Raw genomic sequence first — 24,972 nt, forward strand, 5'->3', positions numbered from 1 at the left:
TTGTGCTCTGGAGACCTCACATGTCTGACTTCTCTGGCTTGGCGCTGGTGATCGAACCGGGCGACCTGCTCCCGCGTCTCGACGCCCGCGAACTGATTCTGGTGGACCTGACCAGCAGCGCACGCTATGCCGCAGGGCATATCCCCGGCGCACGCTTTGTCGATCCAAAGCGCACTCAACTTGGCCAGGCGCCTGCGCCAGGCCTGCTACCGACCCAAGCCGCTCTTGAAGCATTGTTCGGCGAACTGGGGCACAACCCCGATGCGGTCTACGTCGTCTATGACGACGAAGGCGGCGGTTGGGCCGGGCGCTTTATCTGGCTGCTGGATGTCATCGGCCACAGCAACTATCACTATATCGACGGCGGTCTGCCGGCCTGGCTGGCAGAAGGCTTGCCCATGTCGATCCAGATCCCGCCTGTGGTCGGCGGCCCGGTCACCCTGACCCTGCACGACGAACCCACCGCCACCCGCGAATACCTGCAAAGTCGTCTCGGTGCCGCCGATCTGGCGATCTGGGACGCGCGCGGACCACTGGAATACTCCGGCGAAAAAGTGCTGGCAGCCAAAGGCGGGCACATTCCCGGCGCGGTCAATTTCGAATGGACCGCCGGCATGGATCAGGCGCGCAATCTGCGCATCCGCACCGACATGCCGAAAATCCTGGAACAGCTCGGTATCACCAAAGACAAAGAAGTCATTACCCACTGCCAGACTCACCATCGCTCTGGCTTCACTTATCTGGTGGCCAAGGCGCTCGGTTATCCGCGAGTCAAAGGCTACGCCGGTTCCTGGGGCGAATGGGGCAACCATCCCGACACGCCCGTAGAGATTTAAGGTTTTTAAGGACAGTTAATGAATAAGCGTTTGTTTATCCTCAGCCAATACCTGCTGCCCCACCACTTGCTCTCGCGACTGGCCGGCTGCATTGCCGAATGCCGCGTGCGCTGGTTCAAGAACGCCTTTACCGCCTGGTTCGCCAAGCGTTATCAGGTGGACATGTCCCAGGCGCTGGTCGAGGACCTGACGGCTTACGAGCACTTCAATGCGTTCTTCACCCGCGCCTTGAAAGATGGCGCTCGCCCGCTGAACCCAACCCCGGGCGCGATCCTCAGCCCCGCCGACGGCGCCGTCAGCCAGCTCGGCCCGATCGAACACGGTCGTGTCTTCCAGGCCAAGGGCCACAGTTTCAGCGTGCTGGAACTGCTGGGGGGTGACGCGGCCAACGCTGCGCCATTCATGGGCGGTGATTTCGCCACCATTTACCTGTCGCCCAAGGATTACCACCGCGTACACATGCCGCTGGCCGGCACCCTGCGCGAGATGGTCTACATCCCCGGCCGCATCTTCTCGGTCAACCAGACCACCGCTGAAAACGTTCCGGAACTGTTCGCCCGCAACGAGCGTGTGGCGTGCATTTTCGACACCGAGCGCGGGCCGATGGCCGTGGTGCTGGTGGGCGCGATGATTGTGGCGTCGATCGAAACCGTCTGGGCCGGTTTGGTGACACCGCCCAAGCGCGAGTTGAAAACCTTCCGTTATGATGAAGCGGCCCGTGCGCCGATCCATCTGGAGAAAGGTGCGGAACTGGGTCGTTTCAAACTCGGCTCTACGGCTGTCGTGCTGTTCGGGCCGGATCAAGTGAAATGGGCTGAAGGGCTGGGCGCTCTTTCGCCCGTGCAGATGGGCCAGGGCATCGGCTTGCCAACCGCCTGACCCCTCGATCCGATCCCACGAACATCTTTCGTGGGGTCGGGCATTTCCTCCTGCTGCGCCCCCTCCTCCAGCGCTCTTAGCTGCTACAGTCAAAGTCATTCGTTGCCCATTTCCTGGTCGGAGTTTGTCTACGGCATGAATGACACCAATCCTGCCCTGCTGCTACGCGCACCGATCCCGACGCAGTCGCGCCTGTCTTTCTGCGAAGCCACGCCTCGCGACCTCAAGCGCTGGATCGCCAACCTGCCCAAAGCCAACATCGGCGAAACCGCCCGCCAGTTGTACCAAGGCTTGAGCGAACTCAATCAACTGCTCACACCCAGTGACAATCGCCTGCAATTGCTCGAACTGCTGCGGCCCGAGGTGTATTACGTCTGCAAGCACCTGGAGCGGCATTTTCTGCATCAGACGATTGTGCTCGACGAGCGTTCGCGCAAGATCGCCAACCTTTGCCAGGCGCTGCAAAGCCACTTGGCGATCGGCTACAAGCAGATCGTCATCCGCATCGCACCGCGCTTGAGCAAAGACCGTGCGTCGCTGCTGACCCAGGCGTTGCAACGGGCCATCCATTGCCTGAACGGCGCGTTGATCCGCGCCACAGAGCTCTATTGTCCGGTGCCCGAAGGTCTGTGGCTGGAACTGCATCAGCTGTACCGGATCGGCTGTCAGTACCAACTGCAAAATACGAGCGTGCGTGATGAACTGGCCAGCCAGACGCAAAAGCTCAGCATCGAGCAAACCTACGTCGTCGCCCTTCTGCTGGGTGCTGCACGCTGCAATCAACTGCGCCAGAACCAGATCACCCGGCTCGCCGAGGTGCTGGAACCCTGGAGCCAATGGATCAAACTGCAACCGGCCCAACCGGACAGCGGGCTGTTTGCCGTCGCCCCGGATCTCGACACCGGTCCGCGTTATCGCTCCAAGTTCCTGGCCGAACAACAGGAAAGCTTGCTGGGGATCGACCCGCAGCCCCTCGTCGCAGCCATCGAAACCCATCTGCAACAGTCGGCCGACAAGGCATCGCCGCTGCCCGTTCCAGCGGGGCTGAATCTGGATACGCTGCAACACCTGCATGCCGCCTGGAGCCAGGCCGCCGAGCGCAGTTTCCAGCGCACCGTCGGCCACGGCACGTTGACCCTGTGCGTGGGCATGAGTGCGTTGCACTTTTATCTCGGCGGGCACCGATCGTTCAATGACATCCTGAAAAAACCCGGCGCCCGCCCCGCGCAATTCTCGGCTACCGCCCCGACAGGTCGCGCCAAAGACCAATGGAGCCAGGCCTTCGACGCCGCCCCCCAAGGCACCGCCGACACACTGCTGCCCTACGAAGAGATCGAATACCCGCACCTTCAGAACGATGACAGCCATGAGGCAGCCGACCGCCAACAGCATTTCCCGACCTATGTGCTGGCGGTGATCAATCACAGTCCCGGTGGTTATTGCCTGGCTTGGCCTGGCGCAGTGCCCGCCGAGCTACAGGCCGGCGAGATAGTCGGTATCGAGGACACCGCGGGGCAAGGCTGGAGCATTGCAGTGGTGCGCTGGATCCGCCAGGTGCGGGGCGGCGGTACACAGATGGGTATCGAGCAGGTGGCGCCTTGCGCCGAACCCTGCGGCTTGCAACTGATGCGCTCCGGTGACGAGCATAGCCAGTACTTGCGCGGGCTGTTGCTACCCGCCATCAGCGCCATTGAACTGCCGGCCACCCTGCTCACGCCGCGCCTGCCATTCCAGGAAGGCAATAAGGTGTTGATCAATACCAACGGCGAGGAACGCCGGGCCGGGCTGGAGCGTCGGGTGGCGAGCACCAACAGCTTCAATCAGTTTGCCTACCGTTCGCTTGAGACAGCCAGAAACGAAAACGCCGCGAGGAGCGGCGTGGTCGGGGTAGCGGAAGAATTTGATTCGTTGTGGAAGTCGCTTTGAGGGCGAATCCGAGAGACCGCGGCGCCCCCATCGCGAGCAGGCTCGCTCCCACATTTGATCTCTGTTTGACGCAGATCCAGTGTGGGAGCGAGCCTGCTCGCGATGGGGCCCGCCCAGACTGTCGAAGATTTAGAGCTGCCCGTCGCGATCCCGGAAGCCCAGCAGATACAGCACGCCATCCAGCCCCAGGGTGGAAATCGCCTGCTTCGCCGACTGCTTGACCAGCGGCTTGGCACGGAACGCCACACCCAGCCCGGCAATCGCCAGCATCGGCAGGTCGTTGGCACCGTCACCGACGGCAATCGTCTGCTCCAGACGCAAGCCTTCCTTATGCGCCAGCTCACGCAGCAGATCCGCCTTGCGTTGCGCATCGACAATCGGTTCGACCGCCACGCCAGTCACCTTACCGTCGACCACTTCCAGTTCGTTGGCGAATACATAGTCGATACCCAGCTTGGCCTGCAATTGCTTGGCGAAGTAGGTGAAACCGCCCGACAAAATTGCCGTCTTGTAGCCCAGACGCTTGAGTTCGGCGAACAGGGTTTCGGCGCCTTCGGTCAGGCGCAGGGAAGCGCCGATGGAGTCCAGCACGCTGACGTCCAGCCCTTGCAACAGGGCCAGGCGCTCCTTGAAGCTTGCGCGGAAGTCCAGTTCGCCGGCCATCGCCCGTTCGGTGATCGCGGAAACCTGATCGCCCACGCCGGCAGCCTTGGCCAGTTCGTCGATGACTTCGGCTTCGATCAGCGTCGAGTCCATGTCGAACACCGCCAGACGACGGTTACGGCGGAACAGCGAGTCTTCCTGGAAGGCGATGTCGACGTTCAGCTCTTGAGCAACGCTGAGGAACTCGGCCCGCAGTGCTTGCGGATCAGCCGCCTCGCCGCGCACGGAAAACTCGATGCAGCCCTTGCCCTTGTCAGCCGGGGTGTCCAGCGGCATGCGCCCGGACAGGCGATCGATATGGTCGATATTCAAACCATATTTGGCGGTGATCGAACTCACACGCTGCAATTGCTCGGCGGTCACTTTGCGGGTCAGCAGGGTGACGATGTGGCGTTTCTTGCCCTGATTGCCGACCCACAGCTGGTAGTCCTCTTCGGACACCGGCGTGAAACGCACCTGTTGCTCAAGCTCATAGCCTTTGAACAGGATGTCCTTGAGCACCGAGTTACCTTGTTCGGTATCGGGAATTTCAACCAGGATGCCGAACGACAGGGTGTCGTGGATCACCGCCTGACCGATGTCGAGAATGTTCACACCACCCTGGGCCAGAACGCCGGTAATGGCCGCAGTCAGACCCGGACGGTCGACTCCCGTGATGTTTATCAGGACGATTTCGCGCAAGGCGCACCCCCGCAGGTGGAAAAAAACCGCATTCTACCCATTTTCAGTGACCATCGGGCACCGCGAGCGCTTTGACGGTCCAAGGCCTGTCGCTATACTGCGCGTCAACTTCACGGACAAAGAGCCGAGCTCAAGTGAACCGGCCCACGCCAGTAAAAACCGATAACTTCTTTCTGCTGATCTTCCGGGCACTGCGTCATCGCCGTGTACCGATTGCATTGCGCATTGCCAGCCATAACGTGATCCTGGTCGCTCTGGCCCTGGTGATCTATGCCTGCGTGATGGGTTTGCAGTTCAAGCAGGCCATGCATGAGCAGGCGGATGCCCTGGGCGAAAGCCTGACCACCCAGACCGCTACGTCGGCCACGGAGCTGTTGGTGTCCAACGACATCCTCAGCCTGAACGTGCTGCTCAACAACCTGACCAAGAACAAACTGGTGGCCCATGCCGCCATCTACAGCGTGGATAACCGCATCCTCGCCGAAGCCGGTCAGCGTCCCAAGCATAGCCTGCTGGGCGAAGCCGAGGGCATGTACCAGAGCAAGATCACCTTCCAGGACGTGACCGCCGGGCAACTGCGCATCAGCCTGGACATGGATCAGTTCCAGCAGCCGATGACCATCAGCCTGCAAAGCATGGGCATTCTGAGTGCGATACTGCTGGCGCTGTCCCTGGCCTTGAGTCTGCGTCTGGGCCGGCATATTTCTACGCCACTGCTGCAATTACGAGTGTGGCTGCGCAATATCGACGAATACACCCCGGCCACCGGGCGCCAGGATGAAATCGGTGATTTGGCTCGTCAGCTGCACGCCAATTTCGCGCCGGAGCCGGCCGAGCCTGAGCCCGCGCCGGAACCGGAACCGGAATACGACGACAGCGATTACGAAGACGCCGACGCTAGCGAGCCAACCTTCGAAGTCCGTAACCTGCGCGATCCGAGTTTCGATGAAACCAAGCCTGTCGCCGGCCTTAAGCCTGCGCCACGGCGTATTGTCAGCACGGTCGAAGACGACGAGGACGACGAGGATCCGTTTGCCGATCTGCGTGACGACTCGGCAGACAGCGCGCCAAACCCCGTCGCAAAGCCGCAGGTATCGAACGTGCCTCAGCACAGCGCGGTACTGGCGGTGCAACTGGGCGCACAGGATCAGTTGCGTCGCCTGCCCCGCGCACGCCTGGAAGAACTGCTCAAACGCTACCGCGATTGCCTCGATCAGGCCGCGTCGCTTTACCAGAGCGAACTGCACACCCTGAACGATGGCAGCACGCTGATGCTGTTCCACACCGAAGACAGCGGCGATGACTACCTGACCAACGCCATCTGCTGCGGTGAGTTGCTGCGAGCCCTGGGCCATCAGTTGCAGATCGAAGTCGCCGACAGCGGCATCACCCTGCAATTGCAGCTGGGCCTGACCCTCGGCGACGAGTTGTTCGGTCTGAGCCAGATCGACCTGCTGCTGACTGAAACCGCTCAGGATGCACTGGCCCTGTCGCAACACAGCCGCAACCTGCTGCTGGTGGAGCGCAAGATCAGCGACGATGCGCTGATTCGTCAGCGTGCACGGATCCGCCCAATCGCAAGCCCAGAGGGTGCGTGCTGCGTAGAACGCTTGATGGAGCCTTATCCGTCGATGCTGGAGCGGCAACTGGCACGGATGCACGAACGCCGGGCGTAACACCACAGTTCCCGTTATAAAGAAGCCCGCAGGCAAGTGATTGTCTGCGGGCTTTTTGGTGACCGTCTGAAAAGATCGCAGCCTTCGGCAGCTCCTACAAAGTTCGCATACACCTGCAAACGCGGTCTACACGGTCCCTGGAGCTGCCGAAGGCTGCGATCTTTTGATCTGGGCTTTTTGTTGCCTGTTCCGGCCCCATCGCGGGCAAGCCCGCTCCCACAGGGGATTTCTGTCTTACACAGGTTTTGTATTCGCAGGGGTCAGCGTGGGAGCGGGCTTGCCCACGATGGGGCCGGCAGCAGCACCGCAGATCCCCAACCTGCAGAAACAACAAGGCCCGCATTTACACGGGCCTTGTTTCGAATCCATCCAGGCTTAGAACCTGAACACTTCCATATCCGTGCGAATCGGTGAAGCCATCGGGATTTTCGGTTGTTTTTCCGGCTCTGCCGTCGGCGCTACAGGCTTGGCAGCCGGTTTGCGGGGTGCTTCGGCGATGGGTGGCTGGTTGGCCAGTGGCTTGAGCGCTGTCGACAGTTGCTCGGCCAGACGCTGCAGCAATACGCCTTGAGCCTGAACCTGAGCCGCAGTCCCGCCAGCGTGCTGTTCCTGCAGATGAATGATGCGGTTATCACGCACCTGACCACGACGGTCGATCAGGCGCCATTGCGCATCAAGAATTGCCGGTTGCGACTCACCCGAGTCCAGACGCGTGATGGTCAGCAGAACCTGAACATCCGGAGTAAAGCCCACTGTCGCGGGTGCCAGAACAACGCGTTGGCTGTCCAGATGACCGGCGACCTGACGCAGCAACAACTGATCGATATCCGACGACAGGCTGCCCGCCCACCGGCCATCGGCCGACGCTTGCAGGCTGCCATCCGGCTGACGCTGCAACAAGGTTTCGCGTTGCAGATAATCAGCAACCGTTACCGGGCCCAGCAATACCGCCATGCCGGCGCTTTGCGCAGGCTGTGCCGGACTTCCGCTGTCCAGCTGATACAGCGACACTGGCTGGTGCACGCTGCAACCCGCCAGGCCAAGAACGCCAGCGAGCATCAAAATAAAAGGAAGGCGCAGAGCAGTCATCGTCCCATCCAGGTGGCTGCCACAAGGCTCACCACAGTGAAAATACTCAAAAAATATGAAGAACGCTCGGCCACGCCGGCGCTTGAAAGGCCATATCATCCGTGAATATGCGTTCCGACTCCAGCGCCAAAGCGTCGATCTACGCGTTAAATCGTAGATCGAGCGCTCTAGGACGCTTAATTGAGGTTTTCGACGAACAGCGCATCCACCCTCTGAAAGCCACGTGGCAGTTTGTTGCCGCGACGCCCACGCTCACCTTTGTAGTGTTCGAGGTCGTCCGCTTTCAGCGACAAAGTACGTTTTCCGGCCTGCAGTACCAAGGTGGCACCTTCCGGCAAAACGGCGATGTCTGTGACATATTCTTCGCGACTGGCAACACGTTCACCGGAAATCCCGATGATCTTATTGCCTTTACCTTTACCTAATTGTGGCAGATCGCTGATTTTGAAGATCAGCAGGCGACCCTCGGTGGTCACCGAGGCCAGCCAGTTGTGCTCACGATCGACCACCGGACGCGGCAGAATCACTTTGGCGTTGTTTGGCAGGCTCAACAGGGCCTTGCCCGCCTTGTTCTTGGCTTGCAGGTCTTCACCCTTGACCACGAAACCGTAACCGGCGTCAGAGGCGATCACATACAGCGAATCGTCTTCAGGCATCAGCACGCATTCGAAACTCGCCCCTGGCGGCGGTGTCAGGCGGCCGGTCAGCGGCTCGCCCTGGCCACGGGCCGAGGGCAAGGTGTGGGCCGCGACCGAATAACTGCGGCCGGTGGAATCGATAAACACTGCAAACTGGTTGGAGCGACCGGCCGCCAAGGCCTTGAAGCCGTCCCCGGCCTTGTAGGAAAGCCCGGTGGCGTCGATTTCGTGCCCCTTGGCCGAACGAACCCAGCCTTTTTCCGACAGCACGACCGTCACTTTCTCGTTCGGCAGCAGATCGTGCTCGGTCAGGGCCTTGGCCTCGGCGCGCTCGACAATCGGCGAACGACGGTCGTCGCCGTAGGTTTCGGCGTCCTTGATCAGCTCGGTGCGTACCAGTTTTTTCAGCTTGGCTTCGCTGCTCAGCAGCGCTTGCAGCTTGGCTTGTTCCTTGAGCAGTTCATCCTGCTCGGCACGCAGTTTCATCTCTTCCAGTCGCGCCAACTGGCGCAAACGGGTATCGAGGATGTAGTCGGCCTGGATTTCGCTCAGGGCGAAACGCTCGATCAGTGCGGCTTTCGGGTGCTCCTCGGTGCGGATGATGTGAATTACTTCATCCAGATTGAGGTAAGCGATCAACAAACCGTCCAACAGGTGCAGGCGACGCTCGACCTTGTCCAGGCGGAATTGCAGACGACGACGCACGGTCTGCACCCGGAACTCCAGCCACTCGACCAGCAAGGCCCGCAGGTTTTTCAGCTGCGGCTTGCCGTCCAGGCCGATGATGTTGATGTTGACCCGGTAGCTCGACTCCAGCTCGGTGCTGGCGAACAGGTGCTGCATCAGCGCGTCGTGATCGAAGTTTTTGCGCACAGCGGGAATGATCACGATGCGGCATGGGTTTTCGTGGTCGGACTCGTCGCGCAGGTCAGCGATCTGCGGAGCCTTGGAAGGCTTGGCCTGCATCATGCCCGCGATCTGTTCCAGCACCTTGGCTCCGGACACCTGGTGCGGCAGCGCGGTGACGATGATGTCGCCGTCTTCAATGTGGTACACGGCGCGCATGCGCACCGAGCCCTTGCCGGTTTCGTAGATTTTCAGCAGGTCGGCGCGCGGCGTGATGATTTCCGCTTCGGTCGGGTAATCCGGGCCCTGGATGTGTTCACAGAGCTGCTCGACCGTGGCTTTCGGCTCATCGAGCAAGCGCACGCAGGCGGTCGCGACTTCGCGCAGGTTATGCGGCGGTACGTCGGTGGCCATGCCCACGGCAATACCGGTGGTGCCGTTGAGCAGGATGTTCGGCAAACGGGCCGGCAACACCAAAGGTTCTTCCAGCGTGCCGTCGAAGTTCGGGCCCCAGTCCGCGGTGCCCTGGCCCAGTTCGCTGAGCAGCACTTCGGAATAACGCGACAGCCGCGCTTCGGTGTAACGCATGGCGGCGAAGGACTTCGGATCGTCCGGCGCACCCCAGTTACCCTGGCCGTCGACCAGCGTATAGCGGTAGCTGAACGGCTGGGCCATCAGCACCATGGCTTCATAGCACGCCGAGTCGCCGTGAGGGTGGAACTTACCGAGCACGTCACCGACGGTACGCGCCGACTTCTTGTGCTTGGAATCAGCGTCCAGCCCCAACTCGCTCATCGCATAGATGATGCGCCGCTGTACCGGTTTCAGGCCGTCGCCGATATGCGGCAGGGCACGGTCCATGATCACGTACATGGAGTAGTTGAGGTAGGCATTTTCGGTGAAGTCAGCCAGTGACCGGCGTTCTACACCGTCCAGGCTGAGATCAAGGGAGTCGCTCATGCGGGCCTCATCGGTTCGTTGTCTGGCGCAGCAGCATGGTGCCACCGCGCTGGGTAAATTCAAGTTTGTTCAGTGCGCTCATGCCGAGCAGCACCTGATTGCCGTGCAAACCGGGCGCCACCAGCGCGCGAACGTCACGCAGCACGATGCCCCCCAGTTGCAGCCGGTCGAGACGGGTTCGATAACCCTCGCTCAAGCCATTGGCCGTGCTCAGGGTCACCCCGAAGCCTTTTTCCAGTTTCAGCCGTTCGGCCACTTCGGCCGGGATCGACACATCGGTCGCACCGGTATCGAGCATGAAATCCACGGCCTTGCCGTTGATCTGGCCAGTGGCGACAAAATGCCCCTGGCTGTTGCTGATCAGCTTCACTTCGATAAAACCTTCGCCCTGCTCAGAGCTGACGACGGTGTTGGGATTCTGCTGACGTTCCTCCCACTGACCAAAGAACCGCGTCGCCAGAAACAGCGCGGCGCACCATGCCAGTATCATCAACACCCGGCCGGCGCGTTTGCCCGGCGGTTGCTGACTCATGGCTTGGCACTCCAGCCACCTTCAGGCGCGGCAAAGCGCCAGACAATCGGGCGTTTTTCGCCGTCGTTACGTGCGCCGTCGTTGTTATCAATGCCGATCCAGGCACCGTCGGCATCCACCACCAGCGCTTCCGCCAGCCCATAGGCCTGTGAATAACGACGGTTTTCCTGCAAGGCCTCGGCGGCAAACGACCAGCAACGCTCGACCTTGGCGGTCACCGCATCACGGCGGCAGACCTGAAAGGCGTTGCGTTCGAGGGTAAACAGCTTGCCGTCGAACAGTGACAGATCGGCAAAATCCCGGGAGACCGCTTTGGCCTTGGGAAATTGCGCTGGCTGCATTTCCACCCCGGCCTCACTCAGCAGCGCACAGCCACCGTTGCAGTCCCAGACCGTTTGCTGGCGCTTGATCAGCAGCAAACCGCGGCGCTCACGTTCGGCGGCCAGCCACAGCGTGTCACCGGCCGAATTGATCGCCAGGCCTTCGAACAACGCATTGAAGTGCAACAGCATGCCGCTGGCCCGCGCTTCGCGAACCGGCATCGGCGAGATTTTCAGCCAGGACGCCGGCCCGATTGGCGGGACTTGCAGCACCGCGGCGTGGGCTTCGCTGACGACGTACCGATTGCCGGCGCTGTCGCAAGTGATGCCTTCGAAATCCAGATCCCCGCCCCGCACGAACGACGCCACCCAGGTCCGCGAACGCAAGCCCCAGGGCAAACCGCTGTCAGGCACCAGAGGTACGTCGATGTGCACGGTTTCGGCTAGCCAGGTGTTGTTGCGGGTGTCGAGACGATAGATTTGATCATCGTCGCGATCCGAAACTGTCCACAGCTCCTTGCCACACTGGGCCAGCCCCGACAGATTACCGCCGCGCATGCCGTCGACGGCATGTTCGGACAACAGGCGCAGCTCGGGTGCAGGCTCCGCGCAAACCGTCACCGAAGTCAGCAGCAACGCACACGCCAGGGCCCAGCCAAACCGCATCAGCCCAGAACCTCGGCCAGGTTGCCTTTGGATTCCAGCCAGGTCTTGCGATCGCCGGCGCGTTTTTTCGCCAGCAGCATGTCCATCATTTCCGAGGTTGCGGCGAAATCTTCCAGCGTCAGTTGCACCAGACGCCGCGTGTTCGGGTCCATGGTGGTTTCGCGCAGCTGCGGCGGGTTCATTTCACCCAGGCCTTTGAATCGAGTGACCTGCGGCTTGCCGCGTTTCTTCTCGGCCACCAGGCGATCGAGAATACCGTCGCGCTCAGCCTCGTCGAGGGCGTAGTAAATCTCTTTGCCCAGGTCGATTCGGTACAGCGGCGGCATGGCGACGTAGACGTGACCGGCATCCACCAGCGGGCGGAAATGCTGGACGAACAAGGCACAGAGCAAGGTTGCGATGTGCAGACCGTCGGAGTCGGCGTCGGCGAGGATGCAGATCTTGCCGTAACGCAGCTGGCTCATGTCCGCCGCGCCCGGGTCGACGCCAATCGCCACGGCAATGTTGTGCACTTCCTGGCTGGCCAGCACTTCGCTGCCGTCGACTTCCCAGGTGTTCAGAATCTTGCCGCGCAACGGCAGGATCGCTTGAAACTCTTTGTCCCGCGCCTGCTTGGCCGAACCGCCGGCGGAATCACCTTCCACCAGGAACAGCTCGGAACGCATCGGGTCCTGCCCGGCGCAGTCGGCGAGTTTGCCCGGCAGCGCCGGCCCTTGGGTAATGCGCTTGCGCTCGACTTTCTTGCTGGCCTTAAGACGACGGCCGGCGTTGTTGATCGCCAGCTCCGCCAGCAACATGCCGGTTTCCGGGTGAGCGTTGAGCCACAGGCTGAAGGCATCCTTGACCACACCGGAAACGAAGGCGGCCGCTTCACGGGATGACAGACGCTCTTTGGTCTGACCGGAGAATTGCGGCTCCTGCATCTTCATCGACAGAACGAAAGCGATACGCTCCCAGACATCTTCCGGCGCCAGCTTCACGCCGCGCGGCAGCAGGCTGCGGAATTCGCAGAACTCGCGCATGGCATCGAGCAAGCCCTGACGCAGACCGTTGACGTGAGTACCGCCCTGGGCTGTCGGGATCAGGTTGACGTAGCTTTCCTGAACGCTGTCGCCACCCTCGGGCAACCACAGCAGCGCCCAATCGACCGCTTCTTTGTTACCGGCCAGGCTGCCGCAGAACGGCTCGTCCGGCAGGCGTTCGAATTCGCTGACCGCGTCTACCAGGTAGGAGCGCAGGCCGTCTTCGTAATGCCATTCGACTTTCTCGCCGGTGGCCTTGTCTTCAAAACTGACCAGCAGCCCAGGGCACAAAACGGCCTTGGCCTTGAGCACATGCTTGAGGCGGCTGATGGAGAATTTCGGTGAATCGAAGTACTTCGGGTCCGGCGCGAAGAACACGCTGGTGCCGGTGTTGCGCTTGCCGACGGTGCCAATCACTTCCAGCTCGGTTTTCTTGTAGCCATCGGCGAAAGTCATCTGGTATTCGTTGCCGTCGCGCTTTACGCGCACCCGGACTTCGGTCGACAAGGCGTTGACCACGGAAATACCCACCCCGTGCAAGCCGCCGGAGAACTGGTAGTTCTTGTTGGAAAACTTGCCGCCCGCATGAAGCTTGGTGAGGATCAGCTCGACACCCGACACGCCCTCTTCCGGGTGAATGTCCACCGGCATGCCACGGCCGTCATCGCTGACTTCCAGGGAGTGATCGGCGTGCAGGATGACCTGCACCGACGTCGCATGCCCGGCCAAGGCTTCGTCGACGCTGTTGTCGATGACTTCCTGGGCGAGGTGGTTCGGCCGACTGGTGTCGGTGTACATGCCGGGGCGTTTGCGCACCGGGTCGAGGCCCGAGAGGACTTCGATGGCGTCTGCGTTATAAGAGCTAGCGCTGGGAGTGGCCATGGGGTCTCGTCGTCAGTGTTCGTTGAAATAGGGGCAAAGCGTCACAGTGTTGTGAAGTCGATCGCCTGATACAAATCTGCGCCGATGTCGGCAAAACTCAATATTGTCGGCAGTTGCGCGGCAAAACCCTGGAAACCATGGTCGCCGCCGGCCTGAATGCGCAAGGCACAGGCCCGGTAATATTGCTGGGCGAGGCGATAGTCCAGCGTTTCGTCGCCGGTCTGCAACCACACTTGAAACCGCTGCGGATCCCGGGGCGCCGGCACTTCCAGCTCGGCCAGGGCCGTCACATGGTCGTGGGTCAATTCCCAGGTCTCATTGGTATACAGGTTTTTCTGCGTTCCCAGAAACCCGTCGAACATCCGGTGCGGACTGACGGCAGGGTTGATCAACAGGGCTTTCAAGCCATGGCGCTCGGCCAGGTGAGTCGCATAGTAGCCGCCGAGTGAGCTGCCGACCAGCAGTGGCCGCCCCAGCTCCACAATCGCCTGCTCCAGCTGAGCAATGGCCTCACGGGGATGGTGATGCAGGGCCGGCACGCGCAAGTGATCGCTCAAGCCCAGCCGTTCCATCACATTGATCAACTGGCAGGCCTTTTTCGACGCCGGCGCGCTGTTGAAACCGTGGATATAAAGGATCGAACCAGACATTTGAGCGCCCTGTGCGTCGGGTAAAGAGGCGCAGTTTACAGGGAGATGGGGAGATCGGGGATATCCGCAGAAATCGGGTCGTCTTTGCGGACGCCATCGCGGGCAAGCCCGCTCCCACAAGGGTCTGAGGCGCTCACAAATCCCCTGTGGGAGCGGGCTTGCCCGCGATGGCCGCGCCTCGGTCTTTGGAAATGACAAATAAATCAGTAGCCGTTGGAGCCGTAATCAATCTGGAAATCGAAACCGGTGACGCGCTCAACGCCTGTCTCGAGCTGGCCATCCGGCAACAGCCGCAACCACCGATACCCCGGTGCCTGTTCACTCACCTTGAAATCGTCACTGCCCGGCTCGAACTGAATGCAGGTCGAGGGCGATGCCATCAGGCGAACGCCATTGCGCAGTTGATCAATTTCCTGATGCACATGCCCCCAAAGCACTGCGCGAACTTGAGGAAAGCGATCCAGCACTGCGAACAACGCCTCTGGATTGCGTAGCCCGATGGGCTCCATCCACGCACAGCCGATCGATACAGGATGATGATGGAAGCACACCAAATGATGCCGCTGCGGCGCCTCGCTCAACGAGCGGGCCAGCAACTGCAATTGCTCATCCTGCAAATACCCCGGCACCGACCCCGGCACGGCAGAGTCGAGCAACGTAACCCGCCAGTTGCCGATGTCCACCACCGGCTCCAGCAGCGCACTCTGCACGGCCGCCTCGGCCATGATCCGTGGCTCGTCATGATTGCCGGGAATCCAGCGTCCCGGTGCATCGATCTGCCGCGTCAAGCCACGAAACAATTGGTACGACTCCAGCGTGCCGTCCTGGGACAGATCGCCACTGGCAATCATCAGATCGATTCGCGGCTGCTGCTTCAATACCAGCTCAATCACTTGTTGCAGGCTGTCGCGGGTATTCATGCCTAGCAACGTCCCGTCCGCCTCGGCAAACAGATGACTGTCGGAGAGTTGCACCAGCAACGCCGGATCGGCGGTGGTCAATGTGGATACGCTCGGCAAGGCGTTCTCCCAGGGCGTGATCACGGGATTGATGAATGCCGCAATTATGCTGGGGGACAATCAAAAGAGGAAACCTGTGAACCGGACGCAGTTCACAACTACACAGGGCTCTTAGCGCACAACAGCGTATTCGTGCCCGCAAGCCAGACAATGACTCAGCCATTCCCCCAGGAACAGATTGAGCTGAGCCTTTTCATCCGGCTGATGCATCGCGGCGTTCGGGTAAGGATAGATGCCGCGAAAGCGTCGTGCATGTTCGGCGCTGATGACTTCGGCCATCCGTGCGTCGTGGTACACCTGCACTTCCAGTTGCGGCACTGGCAACCACGGCAAGCTGTGTTCCTGACGCACTTGCAAGGTGGTGGTGTACGGACAGGCTTGCAGCACTTCCAGGGCCAGTACGCCAAGCATCTGGTCGCCCTGGGTCACGGCAATGCGCCGGGCCGCCGGATCGTTGCGCATGTCCGGCAACAGTCGCATCAGGCGCGCGTAGTTGGCCTCGCAGGAGGCTTGCAGCCCCACGAGGTCAACCCGATAGCGATCGCGCAGTTTGTTTACGACCATAACCCCCTCACTTCCACGCGGTTCAAAGCCAGCCATTGCAAGGCAATGATGCTTGCCGCGTTGGCAATACGTCCATCGCGCATGGCTTGCAGGGCATCTTCGAAGGCCCAGACCGTGACGCGAATATCTTCTGCCTCTTCCTCCAGCCCATGCAGGCCGCCAACCCCGGCACTGTCGCAACGCCCCAGGTACAAATGCACAAATTCGTTACTGCCACCCGGCGATGGAAAATACTTGGTCATCGGCCAGAGTGCCCCGAATACAAGCCCAGCTTCCTCCTGCGCTTCGCGGTGAGCAACTTCTTCCGGTATTTCATCCTTGTCGATCAGACCGGCGACCAGTTCGATCAGCCATGGATTATCGGTCTTGCCCATGGCGCCGACGCGAAACTGCTCGATCAGCACCACTTCGTCGCGCTGTGGATCGTAAGGCAGCACGCACACCGCATCGTGGCGCACGAACACTTCACGGTTGATCTGGCGACTCATGCCACCGGCGAACAATTCGTGGCGCAAGTGCACGCGGTCGAGCTTGTAGAAGCCCTCGTAGCACTTTTCGCGCCGAACGATATCAACGGTGGTCGGAATGGCGTTGGCAAAATCAGTCATGACAATCCTCTTTACTGCAAATCCGATCCGAGGCTCCTTTTTGTTACTTGCAACCCCGACTTCGCGCCATCCTAACGCGCCCGCGATGTTTGATGCAGCCCCTTTACAGTCAGCGGGATAGACGGTGAGGACGAAACCAACTCTAATTAGCTTAGTGGCGAACTGACTGCTTCGTTGATAGTCGAAGCGGGTAACTTTTCGCCTTCCCCTGTTTCATAAAGGACGCCCATGTCGCTTTTCAAGATCGCCTCCGTGGCCGCCATCGCCCTGACCCTGGGTGCGTGCCAGAGTCTTTTCCAGCCCAATTACCGGGCGCCGCTGGAAACCACCCGCGACGCTTCCGAACAGCTGAAACCGGGTTGCGCCAACCCTGAATGCCCGCTGGTGAACATCGATACGCTGCGTTTCCCGGCTGAGCCTGCGCTTGACGGCATCATCGAAAAACGCCTGCTGCAAATGACCCGCACCTCGCCCGACGCCCCTGTAGCGCCGACGCTGGCAGCGTATCGCGAGCAGTTTTTGAACAGTGCCGGCCCGCGCTACAGCAGCTATCTGCAAGCCAAGGTACGTGAGCAGCATGACGGCTTGGTGATCATTGAATTGTCCAGCTACCTGGATGACGGCGGTGCCCATGGCACGCCGGGCCGCGGCTTCATCAACTACTCACGCCAACAGCATAAAGTGCTGACGCTGTCGGACATGGTGATCCCGGGCCAGGAAGAAGCGTTCTGGAAAGCAGCCCAAGTGGCGCACAACAGCTGGCTGATCAGCACCAAACTCGATCAGGAGCCGGAGTTCGTCAAGAGCTGGCCCTTCGTGAAAACCCAGAACGTGGCGTTGACGTACGGCGGGGTGATCCTCAAGTACGAAGTGAGCACCCTCGCGCCTTACGCGCTGGGCCACGTCGAACTGAAGATCCCCTACCCACGCCTGAACGGCATTCTCAAGCCTGAGCTGTTTCCCGGCCGTAGCTAAAGGCTCGACCGAGCACCAGTTGCAGCAGCCCTGCCAGAATCAACGACGGCAGGGTTGCGCCAATGTCCGGATACAGATTAGCCAGCAAATGATAGGTGCTCACCCCGCCCAACCAGGCGAGTAGCGCCGGCCAGCGCAAGGCAGCCGAGGCCACTTGGCTACTGCGTTTGCGCAGGATGAAGTGATCCACCAGCACCACGCCGAACAGCGGCGCAAACACCGAGCCGATCAACAGCAGGAAGTTTTGATACTGGGCCAATGGCGCCAGGCACGCGATCAGCGTGCAGATCACGCCGATGGCCAAGGCCAGATGCTCAACTTTCAAGCGCAACAGAATCCCGCTGGATACCGCCGCCGAATGAATATCGGCAAAGGCATTTTCTGATTCATCCAACAGAATCAGCAGCAGCGGAATTCCCAGACCGGCACCGGCCAGCGCCAGCAGCAAGGCATTCACTTCACCGCTCGGCGCGAACGCCAGGGTGTACGCCACGCCCAGACTCATCAGCCAGAAGTTACCGATAAAGAAGCCCAGTGCCGTGCCGCCGAAGACATTCTTCGCACGCTTGCCGAAACGCGAGTAGTCGGCAATCAGCGGCAACCAGGACAGCGGCATCGCGATCGCGATGTCGAAGCCCACGGCAAACGGCATCGAACCGTCACCGACCTGCGCCCACAATACGGCCAGATCGGCCTTGGCGAACAGGTTCCAGGTCAGCCAGATGCACGCAGCCAGCAGCAGCCAGATACCCCACTTGCGCAGGATCTTGCGCACGAAAGTCAGCGGGCCGCTGACGGCGAGCAAGGTGGCCAGTGCACCGAAGAACAGCGTCCACAACAGCGGATTCGACAGCAGGCTGCCTTCGCTGAATGCACGGGCGCCGAGCAGGCTGGCAGCGTCGCGCATCACGATGATTTCGAATGCCCCCCAACCGATCAGTTGCAACAGGTTTAACACCGCCGGAAGGCTGGCGCCTTTTTTACCGAGGCTGAGTTTGAGTGCCGCCATCGACGACAGGCCGGTGTCGCTACCAATCACGCCGACAGCGGCCAGCAACAGCACGCCGACCAGCGTGCCGAGAAAAATCGCCAGCAACGAGCCGGACAGGCCCAGACCCGGGGCGAGCAGCGCGCCGGTCTGCAACACCATCAGGCCAATGCCGAGGGAGAACCACAGGGAAAACAGATCGCGGCCGCCGAAGACGCGTTTGTCGGTCGGCACCGCGATATCCGGGGAGTAAGTGCTGGGTTGGATGCTCAAGGGGGTTATCTCGGAGGAACATTTGTTGTTTTTTTTGATCGCTATCGCGGGCAAGCCCGCTCCCACAGGGGATGTGTCGTACACACATCCCCTGTGGGAGCGGGCTTGCCCGCGATGGGGCCCTCTCAGGCCCCGACCTTTCGGATCAAATCAAACCTTCTTGTACAACTGACTGCCTTCCTGCTTGAACCGCTCAGCCTGTTCTGCCAGACCTTGCGCAACTTCCGCATCGACAGTTTCGATCCGCTGGTTAGCCGCGTATTCACGGACTTCCTGAGTGATCTTCATCGAGCAGAATTTCGGCCCGCACATGGAGCAGAAGTGCGCGACCTTGGCCGAATCCTTCGGCAGGGTTTCGTCGTGGTACGAGCGCGCGGTATCCGGATCGAGGCCCAGGTTGAACTGGTCTTCCCAACGGAATTCGAAACGCGCCTTGCTCAAGGCGTTGTCACGAATCTGCGCCCCCGGATGCCCTTTGGCCAAGTCAGCAGCGTGAGCCGCGATCTTGTAGGTGATGATCCCGGTCTTCACGTCATCCTTGTTCGGCAGGCCCAGGTGCTCCTTCGGCGTCACGTAGCACAGCATGGCGCAACCGAACCAGCCGATCATCGCCGCGCCGATACCGGAGGTGATGTGGTCGTAGCCTGGGGCGATGTCGGTGGTCAGCGGGCCGAGGGTGTAGAACGGCGCCTCGTCGCAGCACTCGAGCTGCTTGTCCATGTTCTCTTTGATCAACTGCATCGGCACGTGGCCCGGGCCTTCGATCATGCACTGCACGTCGTGCTTCCAGGCGATTTTGGTCAGCTCACCGAGGGTTTCCAGCTCACCGAATTGCGCAGCGTCGTTGGCGTCTGCAATCGAGCCCGGACGCAGGCCATCGCCCAGCGAGAAGCTGACGTCGTAGGCCTTCATGATTTCGCAGATGTCTTCGAAATGGGTGTAGAGGAAGTTTTCCTTGTGGTGCGCCAGGCACCACTTGGCCATGATCGAACCGCCACGGGAGACGATGCCGGTGACGCGCTTGGCGGTCAGCGGTACGTAGCGCAGCAATACGCCGGCGTGGATGGTGAAGTAGTCGACGCCCTGCTCGGCCTGCTCGATCAGCGTGTCGCGGAACAGCTCCCAGGTCAGGTCTTCGGCGGCGCCGCCGACTTTTTCCAGAGCCTGGTAGATCGGCACGGTACCGATCGGCACCGGCGAGTTACGGATGATCCATTCGCGGGTTTCGTGAATGTGCTTGCCAGTGGACAAGTCCATGACGGTGTCCGAACCCCAGCGAATGCCCCAGGTCAGTTTCGCCACTTCTTCTTCGATGGACGAACCCAAGGCACTGTTGCCGATGTTGCCGTTGATCTTCACCAGGAAGTTACGGCCGATGATCATCGGTTCCAGTTCGGTGTGGTTGATGTTGGCCGGAATGATCGCGCGACCACGGGCGATCTCTTCACGGACAAATTCGGGGGTGATGATTTTCGGCACGCTGGCGCCGAAGCTGTAGCCGGCGTGTTGCTGGTCCAGCAAGCCTGCGGCACGGGCCACTTCGAGCTTCATGTTTTCGCGGATGGCGACGTATTCCATCTCGGCGGTGATGATGCCTTTACGGGCGTAGTGCATCTGGCTGACGTTGGCCCCCGGCTTGGCGCGGCGCGGGTTGTTCACGTGGGCGAAACGCAGCTTGGTCAGCTCCGGATCGGCGAGGCGTTCCTGGCCGAAGTTGGAGCTCAGGCCAGGCAGACGCTCGGTGTCGCCACGGGATTCGATCCACGGCGAACGCACATCGGCCAGGCCTTTGCGCACGTCGATGATGACGTTGGGGTCGGTGTACGGGCCCGAGGTGTCATACACCACCACCGGCGCGTTGATTTCGCCACCGAAGTCGGTCGGGGTCACGTCCAGGCTGATTTCGCGCATCGGCACGAGGATGTCGGGGCGCGTGCCCTGGACATAGATTTTTTGCGAGCGGGTAAACGGCTGAACCGATTGCTGATCGACCTTGGCCGAATCACTCAGGTTGGTTGCGATTTTTGATTTTGTAGTCATCACGGGCTCTCCAGACAGCATCCAGGCAGTGGATTTTTGTCGGAGCGAACCTGTAAACGAATGGACGCACGGATGCTGGAAACCAGCTGTGCTGTGCTCAATACTCGAGGGGTGTTCGATTGTCGAACAACATCCCGGACGAAGCACAAGAGGACTCGCCGGGTGACGAGAAATCTTGTTCCCTACGCAGGCGCTAACCTGATCAGGTTCAACGGGATCCGAAATTATTCGATCTCAGCCTCATAGCAAGGCACCCCGACAAGAACCCGGCCAGTCTAGACATAACCGGCAAAGAACGCCAACACCGCAGCAAACACCATGATGAGTGGCGCAATTACCGGATTGTTGCCGTGCCTGCGTGCAACTACACTCGCTACGCCGTGCGGCGCCTTGACGCTGCAGGGCGCCCCACCGTAGCCTTGCAGCTCAAATTATCAGCGTAATTTTTAGGGATGGCCTCATGCTGCGCAAACTCTCACTGGCCCTTGCCGTGTCTTGTGCGTCCAATGGAATGGCTTGGGCAGCAGAAGCGCCCTTATCGACCAAAACCGACCTGGTCAGCGTCTATCAGGAAGCGGTGGACAACAACGCCGATATCGCCGCCGCCCGCGCCCAATACGGCGCCCAGAAGGAAGTTGTGCCCCAGGCCCGCGCCGGGCTGCTGCCCAACCTGTCGGCCGGTGCCGACATAAACAACACCCGTACTGCGCTCGATCAGCCATCGGTGACCTCGACCCGCAGCGGCACGGCGTATCAGGCGACCCTGTCGCAACCGATTTTCCGCGCCGACCGCTGGTTCCAGTTCCAGGCCGCCAAGGACGTCAACGAACAGGCCGCCTTGCAACTCTCGGCCACCGAACAGAACCTGATCCTGCAAAGCGCCGAAAGCTATTTCAACGTGCTGCGCAGCCAGGACACCCTGGCCTCGACCAAGGCCGAAGAAGCAGCCTTCAAACGCCAGCTCGACCAGTCCAACGAGCGCTTCGACGTCGGCCTGTCGGACAAGACCGATGTGCTGCAATCCCAGGCCAGTTACGACACGGCACGGGCCAACCGGATTCTCGCTCAGCGTCAGGTGGATGACGCGTTCGAAGCGCTGATCACCCTGACCAACCGTCAGTACAACTCGATCCAGGGCATTGTCCATACCTTGCCGATCCTGCCGCCAGCGCCAAACGACGCCAAGGCCTGGGTCGACACCGCCGCCAAGCAGAACCTCAATCTGCTGGCCAGCAACTACGCGGTGAGCGCCGCCGAAGAAACCCTCAAGCAGCGCAAGGCCGGACATGCGCCCACCCTGGATGCAGTCGCGCAATACAAGAAAGGTGACAACGACGCCCTCGGCTTTACCAACCCGAGCGCGACCGGCGTGCGTTACGGCGGCGATGTGGAACAACGCACCGTCGGCCTGCAATTGAGCATTCCGCTCTACAGCGGCGGGCTCACCAGCTCCCAGGTGCGTGAGTCTTATTCACGGCTGGATCAAACGGAACAACAACGCGAAGCCCTGCGTCGCCAAGTCGTGGAAAATACCCGCAACCTGCACCGCGCCGTCAACACCGACGTCGAGCAGGTGCAGGCACGCCGGCAGTCGATCATCTCCAACCAGAGCGCGGTGGAAGCGACCGAAATCGGTTATCAGGTGGGGACGCGCAACATCGTCGACGTGCTCGACGCCCAGCGTCAGCTGTACACCTCGGTGCGCAACTACAACAACACCCGCTACGACTACATCCTCGACAACCTGCGTTTGAAGCAAGCCGCCGGCACCTTGAACCCGGGGGATTTGCAGGACCTGACGCGTTATCTCAAAGCCGACTACAACCCGGACAAGGACTTCCTGCCACCGGATCTGGCCAAGGCTGCGGCGGAGCAATTGAAAGCGAAGCCTTAAAAAACAAAAGATCGCAAAAGCAAAAGATCGCAGCCTTCGGCAGCTCCTACAGGGTGTACATCAATCCCAATGTAGTAGCTGCCGAAGGCTGCGATCTTTTTGTTTCAGGCAACTCGGTCTAACGCTCGATCAACCGCCCCAAGCCATCCATCAACCGCTGCAACGCGCCCTGATTGGTGCGCATCACCTTCAGCCCCGCCTCGGCCATCCGCTGCGCATCGCGCGGCAGTTCGAACAGCCGCTGCACTGCCAGCGCCAGACTTTCGGCATCATCGACCTCGGCCAACGCCCCGGCGCTGCGCAACTGTGCGGCGATCTCGAGGAAGTTGAACAGGTGCGGCCCGCTGAGCACCGGTTTGGCCAGGGCTGCCGGCTCCAGCAGGTTATGCCCGCCGTTCGGCACCAGGCTGCCACCGACGAACGCGCTGTCGGCCAAGGCGTAGAGAAACAGCAACTCGCCCATGGTATCGCCCAGCAGCACCGACGTGCCGGCGGTAACCGGCTCGCCTGTCGAACGCCGTACCGTGGCGAACCCCTGCTGCCGGCACAACTCGAACACCGGGTTGAAGCGCTCCGGATGACGCGGCACCAGAATCAGCAAGGCGTCGGGATGACTTGCCAGCAGCCGACGATGGGCAGCCAGCACCACTTCGTCTTCACCTTCATGGGTACTCGCGGCGATCCACACCGGACGCTCCTGCGCCTGCCATTGCCCACGCAACTCGGCGGCACGCTGCAACAGTTGCGGGTCGATGGTCAGGTCGAACTTGATCGAACCGGTCACTTCGACAGTTTCCGGGCGCGCCCCCAAATCGCGAAAACGCTGCGCCTCGGCTTCAGTCTGCACCGCGAACAGGCTCATCTCGGCGAGCATCGGACGGGTCAGTTCAGGGAAGCGGCCATAGCCCTTGGCTGAGCGTTCGGACAGTCGCGCATTGGCCAACGCCACGGGAATTCCGCGCTTGGCGCATTGATGGATATGGTTGGGCCAGAGCTCGGTTTCCATGATGACCGCCAGTTTCGGCCGGGCCCGATCAAGGAATCGCTTTGCTGCGCAGGGCAAGTCGTAAGGCAAATAGCAGTGCTGAATGCGCGGCTCGTCGGCGAACAGCGCCTGGATGCGCTCGGAGCCGGTCGGGGTCATGCAGGTGACGGTGATCGGCAGCGTCGGATAACGTTGCAACAAGGCACGAATCATCGGCGCCGCGGCGATGCTTTCGCCCACCGACACCGCATGCACCCAGAGGCCGTCCGGTTTCATCACCGGTAGCGCAAGGGAGAAGCGCTCGCCAATGCGCCTGGCGTACGCCGGCGCCTTGCGCGCCCGCAGCCAAAGCCGAATCGCTACCAATGGCAGCCCCAGGTAAAACAGCACGGTGTAGAGAGTTCTATTCATGGCGGCGGAGTTTATCGGTTTTTTAGCCGATCGCCTGCAAGTGCACGGCAAAACGTTCCGCCAGCCAACGAGCTGCCGGGCCGAGGGGCTCGTCGCGGCGCCAGACCAGTTCGACAATTAATGCCGGCGGCGTCCATTCGCTGGCCAGTTCGACCATCAGATTCTGATACGCCGGGTACTGCACCACATGGCGCGGCAACCAGGCCCAGCCGAGGCCGCGCATCACCCATTCGGCCATCACATAGAAACTGTCGGCGCGCCAGACCTGCGGGCTGGCCGGCTCACTGCCGGGATAGACGCTGGACTGCGTGGACATCAGCAACTGTCGATGCTGTGCCAATTGCTGACAATCGACCTGCGTCTGCTTCGCCAAGGGATGCCCCACGCCGCACACCGTGACCATTTCGACGCTGCCCAGCACCCTCCGCTCAAGGGCTTCGGGAATCTGTTCGTGATAGAACAACAAGCCCAGATCGGCCCGACGCTCCACCAATTTGCGCGCGACATCACCCTGAGCGGCGCTGGTCAACTGCACTTCGAGGCTGGGAAACTTTTCTGCCAGAGCCTCGAAGCTTTCCACCACCGCTTGATAGGGCATCGCCTCGTCCTGAGCCACCCGCAGGCTCGCTTCCTGGCCGCGCATCATCGCCAGTGCCCGGCCGTTGAGGCGCTCGCATTGGCGCAGCACTTCCCGCGCCTCTTCAAGCAGGGCCGTGCCGGCTTCGGTGAGTTTCGGCTGACGACCGCTGCTGCGATCGAACAGGCTCACGCCCAGGTCCTCTTCCAGCAGCGCAATCGAACTGCTGACCGCCGACTGCGCCTTGCGCTGATCCCGCGCCACCGCGGAAAACGAACGCTGTTCCGCTACGCTGACAAACAAGCGCAGCTGTTCCAGACTCCATTGCATGTTCATGGCTCAACCCATCTTCAAAACAGATAGGTAATGACT

20 protein-coding genes and 1 riboswitch are annotated in these 24,972 nt (G+C 60.9%); of the genes, 6 read left to right on the plus strand and 14 right to left on the minus strand.

Annotated features, from left to right (window positions below; all coding sequences use genetic code 11):
- Positions 1 to 20: 20 nt before the first annotated feature.
- The 3 genes from AACY49_RS09495 (at position 21) to AACY49_RS09505 (ending at position 3,641) form a co-directional block, all read left to right on the plus strand.
- Complete coding sequence (locus AACY49_RS09495) at positions 21 to 836, plus strand: rhodanese-like domain-containing protein (RefSeq protein WP_258697836.1); 816 nt, start codon at positions 21 to 23, stop codon at positions 834 to 836.
- 18 nt (positions 837 to 854) lie between these two features.
- Positions 855 to 1,715, plus strand: a complete 861-nt coding sequence (gene asd, locus AACY49_RS09500; protein WP_339523226.1) for an archaetidylserine decarboxylase — start codon at positions 855 to 857, stop codon at positions 1,713 to 1,715.
- A 135-nt stretch (positions 1,716 to 1,850) separates the two neighbouring features.
- Positions 1,851 to 3,641: a molecular chaperone gene (locus tag AACY49_RS09505; protein ID WP_339523228.1), complete on the plus strand. Its 1,791-nt coding sequence runs from the start codon at positions 1,851 to 1,853 to the stop codon at positions 3,639 to 3,641.
- A 129-nt stretch (positions 3,642 to 3,770) separates the two neighbouring features.
- On the opposite strand, the gene serB is transcribed toward AACY49_RS09505, so the two are convergent.
- Positions 3,771 to 4,985 (minus strand): phosphoserine phosphatase SerB, encoded by a 1,215-nt coding sequence (serB, locus tag AACY49_RS09510; RefSeq protein WP_007902606.1) that lies wholly within the window; start codon positions 4,983 to 4,985, stop codon positions 3,771 to 3,773.
- A gap of 134 nt (positions 4,986 to 5,119) precedes the next feature.
- Between serB and AACY49_RS09515 the strand changes: the two genes are divergently transcribed.
- Entirely contained in the window at positions 5,120 to 6,661 is a 1,542-nt protein-coding gene (locus tag AACY49_RS09515) for an AhpA/YtjB family protein (RefSeq protein WP_339523231.1), read from the plus strand.
- Positions 6,662 to 7,036: 375 nt separating this feature from the next.
- Here the strand turns inward: AACY49_RS09515 and AACY49_RS09520 are convergent, their stop codons facing one another.
- The 9 genes from AACY49_RS09520 to AACY49_RS09560 all read right to left on the minus strand — a co-directional run bounded on the left by AACY49_RS09520 (position 7,037) and on the right by AACY49_RS09560 (position 16,457).
- A complete protein-coding gene (locus AACY49_RS09520; RefSeq protein ID WP_339523233.1) occupies positions 7,037 to 7,750 on the minus strand; it encodes a PqiC family protein in 714 nt (237 codons plus the stop codon).
- 176 nt (positions 7,751 to 7,926) lie between these two features.
- Positions 7,927 to 10,194 carry a DNA topoisomerase IV subunit A gene (gene parC / locus AACY49_RS09525; protein ID WP_258697841.1) on the minus strand — a complete coding sequence of 756 codons (2,268 nt, stop codon included), beginning with the start codon at positions 10,192 to 10,194 and terminating at the stop codon, positions 7,927 to 7,929.
- Between the two features lie 7 nt (positions 10,195 to 10,201).
- On the minus strand, positions 10,202 to 10,726 hold the full coding sequence (locus tag AACY49_RS09530) for a retropepsin-like aspartic protease family protein (protein ID WP_258697842.1): 525 nt from the start codon (positions 10,724 to 10,726) through the stop codon (positions 10,202 to 10,204).
- Positions 10,723 to 11,712: an esterase-like activity of phytase family protein gene (locus tag AACY49_RS09535; RefSeq protein WP_339523238.1), complete on the minus strand. Its 990-nt coding sequence runs from the start codon at positions 11,710 to 11,712 to the stop codon at positions 10,723 to 10,725. Before AACY49_RS09535 ends, AACY49_RS09530 begins: the two co-directional genes overlap by 4 nt.
- Positions 11,712 to 13,616: a DNA topoisomerase IV subunit B gene (gene parE / locus AACY49_RS09540; protein ID WP_258697844.1), complete on the minus strand. Its 1,905-nt coding sequence runs from the start codon at positions 13,614 to 13,616 to the stop codon at positions 11,712 to 11,714. Before parE ends, AACY49_RS09535 begins: the two co-directional genes overlap by 1 nt.
- 41 nt (positions 13,617 to 13,657) lie before the next feature.
- Positions 13,658 to 14,266: a YqiA/YcfP family alpha/beta fold hydrolase gene (locus tag AACY49_RS09545; protein WP_339523240.1), complete on the minus strand. Its 609-nt coding sequence runs from the start codon at positions 14,264 to 14,266 to the stop codon at positions 13,658 to 13,660.
- Between the two features lie 203 nt (positions 14,267 to 14,469).
- Positions 14,470 to 15,285, minus strand: a complete 816-nt coding sequence (gene cpdA / locus AACY49_RS09550; protein WP_320394564.1) for a 3',5'-cyclic-AMP phosphodiesterase — start codon at positions 15,283 to 15,285, stop codon at positions 14,470 to 14,472.
- 111 nt (positions 15,286 to 15,396) lie between these two features.
- Positions 15,397 to 15,849, minus strand: a complete 453-nt coding sequence (locus AACY49_RS09555; RefSeq protein WP_007939629.1) for a DUF1249 domain-containing protein — start codon at positions 15,847 to 15,849, stop codon at positions 15,397 to 15,399.
- Positions 15,840 to 16,457, minus strand: a complete 618-nt coding sequence (locus AACY49_RS09560; RefSeq protein ID WP_258697847.1) for an NUDIX domain-containing protein — start codon at positions 16,455 to 16,457, stop codon at positions 15,840 to 15,842. Before AACY49_RS09560 ends, AACY49_RS09555 begins: the two co-directional genes overlap by 10 nt.
- Positions 16,458 to 16,685: 228 nt before the next feature.
- On the opposite strand from AACY49_RS09560, the gene AACY49_RS09565 reads away from it, so the two are divergent.
- Positions 16,686 to 17,432, plus strand: coding sequence for an RsiV family protein (locus AACY49_RS09565; protein WP_320392439.1), 747 nt, complete (start codon positions 16,686 to 16,688; stop codon positions 17,430 to 17,432).
- On the opposite strand, the gene cytX is transcribed toward AACY49_RS09565, so the two are convergent.
- Together cytX and thiC are read right to left on the minus strand one after the other, a co-directional pair.
- Positions 17,401 to 18,693: a putative hydroxymethylpyrimidine transporter CytX gene (gene cytX, locus AACY49_RS09570; RefSeq protein WP_339523245.1), complete on the minus strand. Its 1,293-nt coding sequence runs from the start codon at positions 18,691 to 18,693 to the stop codon at positions 17,401 to 17,403. The two genes, AACY49_RS09565 and cytX, sit on opposite strands and share 32 nt — an antisense overlap.
- Positions 18,694 to 18,843: 150 nt before the next feature.
- Entirely contained in the window at positions 18,844 to 20,733 is a 1,890-nt protein-coding gene (gene thiC, locus AACY49_RS09575) for a phosphomethylpyrimidine synthase ThiC (RefSeq protein ID WP_258697850.1), read from the minus strand.
- A 162-nt stretch (positions 20,734 to 20,895) separates the two neighbouring features.
- Positions 20,896 to 21,001, minus strand: a riboswitch (TPP riboswitch).
- Positions 21,002 to 21,193: 192 nt separating this feature from the next.
- Here thiC and AACY49_RS09580 point away from each other — a divergent pair.
- Positions 21,194 to 22,627 carry a TolC family outer membrane protein gene (locus AACY49_RS09580; RefSeq protein ID WP_320392440.1) on the plus strand — a complete coding sequence of 478 codons (1,434 nt, stop codon included), beginning with the start codon at positions 21,194 to 21,196 and terminating at the stop codon, positions 22,625 to 22,627.
- A gap of 118 nt (positions 22,628 to 22,745) precedes the next feature.
- Here the strand turns inward: AACY49_RS09580 and waaA are convergent, their stop codons facing one another.
- A complete protein-coding gene (waaA, locus tag AACY49_RS09585; protein WP_320392441.1) occupies positions 22,746 to 24,023 on the minus strand; it encodes a lipid IV(A) 3-deoxy-D-manno-octulosonic acid transferase in 1,278 nt (425 codons plus the stop codon).
- 22 nt (positions 24,024 to 24,045) lie between these two features.
- A complete protein-coding gene (locus tag AACY49_RS09590) occupies positions 24,046 to 24,936 on the minus strand; it encodes a LysR family transcriptional regulator (protein WP_339523249.1) in 891 nt (296 codons plus the stop codon).
- Between the last annotated feature and the right edge of the window lie 36 nt (positions 24,937 to 24,972).

Origin of the sequence: Pseudomonas sp. EL_65y_Pfl2_R96 (genome assembly GCF_963970905.1) — a bacterium.
Classification (GTDB): Bacteria; Pseudomonadota; Gammaproteobacteria; order Pseudomonadales; family Pseudomonadaceae; genus Aquipseudomonas.